6 protein-coding genes are annotated in these 4,476 nt (G+C 55.3%); 5 read left to right on the forward strand and 1 reads right to left on the reverse strand.

Annotated features, from left to right (window positions below):
• The 3 genes from ROO76_10320 to ROO76_10330 form a co-directional block, all read left to right on the forward strand.
• A partial coding sequence (locus ROO76_10320) for a hypothetical protein (GenBank protein ID MDT8068545.1) occupies nucleotides 1–252 on the forward strand: 252 nt, incomplete at its 5' end.
• A gap of 83 nt (nucleotides 253–335) precedes the next feature.
• Complete coding sequence (locus tag ROO76_10325; GenBank protein MDT8068546.1) at nucleotides 336–818, forward strand: hypothetical protein; 483 nt, start codon at nucleotides 336–338, stop codon at nucleotides 816–818.
• 78 nt (nucleotides 819–896) lie between these two features.
• Nucleotides 897–1,661 (forward strand): class I SAM-dependent methyltransferase, encoded by a 765-nt coding sequence (locus tag ROO76_10330; GenBank protein ID MDT8068547.1) that lies wholly within the window; start codon nucleotides 897–899, stop codon nucleotides 1,659–1,661.
• Between the two features lie 168 nt (nucleotides 1,662–1,829).
• Here the strand turns inward: ROO76_10330 and ROO76_10335 are convergent, their stop codons facing one another.
• Nucleotides 1,830–2,120, reverse strand: a complete 291-nt coding sequence (locus ROO76_10335) for an SAM-dependent methyltransferase (GenBank protein MDT8068548.1) — start codon at nucleotides 2,118–2,120, stop codon at nucleotides 1,830–1,832.
• A gap of 459 nt (nucleotides 2,121–2,579) precedes the next feature.
• Here ROO76_10335 and tnpB point away from each other — a divergent pair, with 459 nt between their 5' ends.
• Nucleotides 2,580–3,023 (forward strand): IS66 family insertion sequence element accessory protein TnpB, encoded by a 444-nt coding sequence (tnpB, locus tag ROO76_10340; protein MDT8068549.1) that lies wholly within the window; start codon nucleotides 2,580–2,582, stop codon nucleotides 3,021–3,023.
• A 55-nt stretch (nucleotides 3,024–3,078) separates the two neighbouring features.
• A partial coding sequence (locus ROO76_10345; protein MDT8068550.1) for an IS66 family transposase occupies nucleotides 3,079–4,476 on the forward strand: 1,398 nt, incomplete at its 3' end.

The following is a 4,476-nucleotide window of genomic DNA, read 5'->3' on the forward strand; positions in this document are numbered from 1 at the left end:
GGCAATTGCTATCGGGGCGCGTCTGCGGAACCCACAGAGCCCACGCGGGGTATGTCTGACCTTGCTATCGACATCCTCCGCGCCACCCACGACGGTAATGACCTGGCGCCGCGGGACCTCGCGCTTGTCGAGGGAGCCGTCAACGGGCACCTCAACGAGCTTGGCAAGGCGGCCATGGTCGCGCTCCATGCCAACGCGACAAAGCCGGAAGGGTACACGTCGCCGTCCAGCCACACATCCAGCATGCGCTAGCAGATAATGTTCGCGCCTCATCTATCCGGCGATCTATCCGAAGAAAAGAATAGCGGTCGCCTTTTTAACCCTTAGGAGCACCCATGAAAATCACTGTCTGGACCGTCACCTCGGACACAGACTCCGGTCTCAGCACCTCCGTACACGCCACTCAGAAAGATGCCTACATCGAAACCAAAGGCCGCTTGTGCAATTCGACTGAGGAAGAGGCCGTATTCGACAAGCACATTGGCGCGGGCAACTTTGACGAACTGGCCAGCTACCTCCAGAGTGAGATCGAGGGCTCGCTGGATTCCTTCAATGTCGAGGAACACACTCTGGAAGTGTCCGATGCGGTTTCGCCGTGGAAAGCCCTTGAACGCTTGCTTGGCCCCTCGTATTGCTCGGAGTTCATGTACATGGGCCGCGATCAAGACCGTGGGCTCGAGATGTACAAACATATCAATTCCCGGCGCTATCTCAACATTGATCCGACGAACGGCGATACATATCGGCGCGGATCGGGGAATGATTGGGCCAGGGTCCAGCCCGGTGAGGCAATACGTTTCGCACGCTCCATCGAGTAGCTTCCACACACATCGTTTCGCGCATTCGACGGCGTCGGAATCTCGACCCCTTTTTCGTTCGACTAAGAGGAGTGATGTATGAGTTTCGACCATTCGACCGCTGCAAATCCGCTCCTGTTTGAAGCGTTCCCCTCAGAAGAACAGCAGGAAAGCGGACCCCAAAATCCCGCGCTTTCACAATGGTTTACTCCCGAATGGGCGGCTGAGTCTCTGGTAACACGCTATTTTCCCGATCTCAATCCTTCAGACCTGGTGATCGAACCCTCTTGCGGTCTCGGGTCATTCTTGAAAGCCATCCCGGATTCAGTTCCTGTGATCGGCGTCGAGATCGATCCCGAACTGGCCGACCGAGCACGTGCCAACACAAATCGCGAGATCCTTACTGGAGATTTCTCGACCATCCCGCTCCCCCCGGATGTGACTGCCGTCATCGGCAATCCGCCATTCGTCGTGCCGGTGATCGAACGGTTCCTCAACCGCTCCCATCACATCCTGCCTACCGATGGACGCTGCGGGCTGTTGCTTCCCGCCTATGCCTTTCAGACATTTGGCCGGGTGAATCGCTGGAATGAGAAGTGGAGCCTGCGCGCCGACATGATTCCGCGTGGCCTGTTTCCAAACCTTCGTTTACCCCTGGCATTCTGCATGTTCACGAAGGACACTCGCCGCAGCATGGTGGGACTTGCCCTTTATGCCGAGGCCGCGATGATTGGGAAACGTGGGTCAAATGTCCAACTAAGCCTGCCAGCGCAGCTGACGACGGGAAAGTATCGTAGTGAGCCAGAAAAGAACCGAAAGCTCCCACTTGTAGTGGTACAGCGGCGACGTCGGTGCGCAGCCTAATCTGAGCAGCTACCAGCCAGGACGCTTCAAATATCTGAATACCGGGCGCCATGTCCACGCCAAGGTCGCAAAGCAAAGAATCAATCGACGAAATGCCCGGTATGACCCGAAACGGGATGACAAATTGCTTGGCATAGCGAATGATATTCTGTGTGACACTATCGTACGCTAGAGGGTTGCGTAGGTTACGTATGCAATCGGATTGGTTTCCTTCACCGATTCGACGATGGTCTTCGCAACCCGGTCATAGTTATCTGTTCTTGGGATGCCTTGCATATACATGGGCAATACATTGACAACCTTTAATTCTTGATCTACTAATTTCTCGGGCACCCACAGAGTCGGCGGTTCCTGAATAATTGTGTAGATGCGAGCGCAAGATCTCATCGCACGGTCAGCCTCGACCGTCGTATGTTCAGGGATGCTTACTCCAAGCCCAATGATAAAGATTGACCAAATCCCATCGCACCTGCTTCAGGCCAGGAAGAATGTTCTCGCGCTTTGCGAGATCGAGCGAGGTGATGACCATCGGCGTCTCAATCCATTGATTGTATCCGTCTGACCAACCACATCTGTTAACCGTGTCTCGGCTGTGGTGGACTGTTGTCATGGCTGGAGAGACTGGAATGGCGGTTCGTCGTCGGGGTCGGGCGGAGATTGCTCGGATTGCGAGTTCTTACCGAGCGAGCGGTTTGAGACGAAGCGAGTTCTGCCGCCGTCATGGGTTGGCATTGAGCACGCTTAGCCGCCATTTGCAGAAACAGTTTGAGGCGGAAGCCCGTCAAGACAGCGAAGTTGTCGGACGTGGCCCCCTGGTTGAGGTAAAGCTGGCTGAAGTCGTAAATCCTGTTTGCAATCTGGATCGGACGGTTTCTCTTAAGGTGCTTTTGTCGAACGGTCGCCGGGTGGAAGTGGGCGATGGGTTCGACGACCAGACGTTACGACGCTTGGTCGCTGTTCTTGAGAGGTCGTAGCGTGTTCGGCGTGGGCGCTGCGACGCGCATCTATCTTGCTCCTGGCACAACCGACATGCGTAAATCGTTCGATGGCCTCTATGGTCTTGTGCGCGACCAGTTGTTGTGCGATCCATTGAGCGGTCATCTGTTTTTGTTTTCAAACGCAAAGAGGAATCGTCTCAAGGTCATTTTCTTTGACGGAACAGGGCTATGGGTCTGCTCGAAGCGAATTGAAAAGGGACGAGTACACTGGCCCGTCGTCGATCAGGAGCAGCGCAAAGTGGTGTTGAGCCAGGAGCAGTTTGCGATGCTTCTGGGTGGTATCGATCTTGCCCAGGCACGCGAACGCAAGTGGTTTCGCAAGCCCATCGCGGATGAATCATCAAAGTCACGAAAGACCGCATGAATACAGTGCTTTTCACTTGTTTATCCACAAGTGTTTCTGCTATTCAATAAGCATCGTGAGTGCGAATCTCAATCCTTCCGCAACGCCCACTCCGACCGATGGTTCATCCTCCCGCATCGACCTTCTCGATCAACTGAAAGCGCATCTTGATCCTTCGCTTTTTGCCGCAGTGAACGGCAAGTTCAACTCGTACGAGTTCCAGCTACAGAATGCGCAGTTGAAGGTACAGGTTCTTGAAGAGCGGTTGCGGCTGGCGCGAATTGCCAAGTATGGACCCGGCAGTGAGAAGCTGAGCGGCCTGCAATTGGAACTGTTGGAGCATGAACCTGGCGTCAGCAACGTAGAAGTTGCTGTCGAGAGCGAACGTGAGACGCTGCCTGGTTCTTCGCAGGATGAGAAGCAGAAGAAGAGGCGTTCGCATCCCGGCCACCAGAAACTGCCCGCCGATCTGCCCCGCGTGGAGAAGATCGTTGCCTGCACGCCGGAACAGTGCAAGTGCGGCAGCTGCGGCGCTGAGACGAAGGTGATCGGGTACGAAGTCAGCGAAGTTCTCGACGTGAAGCCGGCCGAGTATTTCGTGCAAGTCCTCAAGCGTGAAAAGCGGGCGTGCAAGAAGTGCGAAGAGCAAGGCGTAGCCACAGCGCCCGTAACCCCACGAATCATCGACAAGAGCCTGGTGTCGGACCAAATCATCATCGATACGATCGTTCGAAAGTATGGGGATCATAATCCTGTCTACCGTCAAAGCATGATCTTGTTGCGCGATGCGAGCATCGATATCGGCCGCGCTACGATCTGTGGCTGGATCATGACGGTTGGTGAAATGCTGGCGCCCGTGGTGAGCGCGATGCGGAGTCAGTTGCTGGCAGGAAGCTACATCCAGGCCGATGAAACGCCTGTCGATGTTCAGACACATGATAGTCGCGGCAAGAATCACCAATCATACCTGTGGCAATACGGATCGCCGGGAGGTTCGGTGGTCTTCGATTTTCGCATGGGTCGCGATCGCGAAGGCCCGGCGCATTTCCTGGACAAGTTCGAAGGAATTTTACAAACAGACGGATATGTGGCCTACGACCGTGGTGTGGGCGGCCCGAAGATGGTACATGCGGCCTGTTGGAGCCATGCGAGACGGTACTTCATCGACGCAATCAAGCTCAACAAGCAGGACGTGGATTCGGTGCGCATCGTCGAACTGATGGACGCCTTGTTTGCGATCGATGCTCGTGCTCGCGACGAGAAGATGGATCACGCAGCCCGTCATGCCCTGCGACTCCAGGAGGCCCTACCCCTGCTCGACAAAATCCACGAACAGATCCTTGCGATGAGCAAGATCGTGTTGCCCAAGAGCGCGGCAGGCAAAGCCTGCAGCTATGCTCTCAGACTATGGAGGCGGCTGACAATCTTCCTGGAACATGCAGCGCTGGAACTAAGCAACAACTTGGCGGAGAAT

Source organism: Terriglobia bacterium, from assembly GCA_032252755.1.
Taxonomy (GTDB): domain Bacteria; phylum Acidobacteriota; class Terriglobia; order Terriglobales; family Acidobacteriaceae; genus JAVUPY01.

Excerpts from the sequence above, each read along its gene's own strand:
- ROO76_10330 (MDT8068547.1), top strand. The coding sequence starts at position 897 with ATGAGTTTCGACCATTCGACCGCTGCAAATCCGCTCCTGTTTGAAGCG.
- tnpB (MDT8068549.1), top strand. The coding sequence starts at position 2,580 with ATGGGTTCGACGACCAGACGTTACGACGCTTGGTCGCTGTTCTTGAGA.
- ROO76_10325 (MDT8068546.1), top strand. The coding sequence starts at position 336 with ATGAAAATCACTGTCTGGACCGTCACCTCGGACACAGACTCCGGTCTC.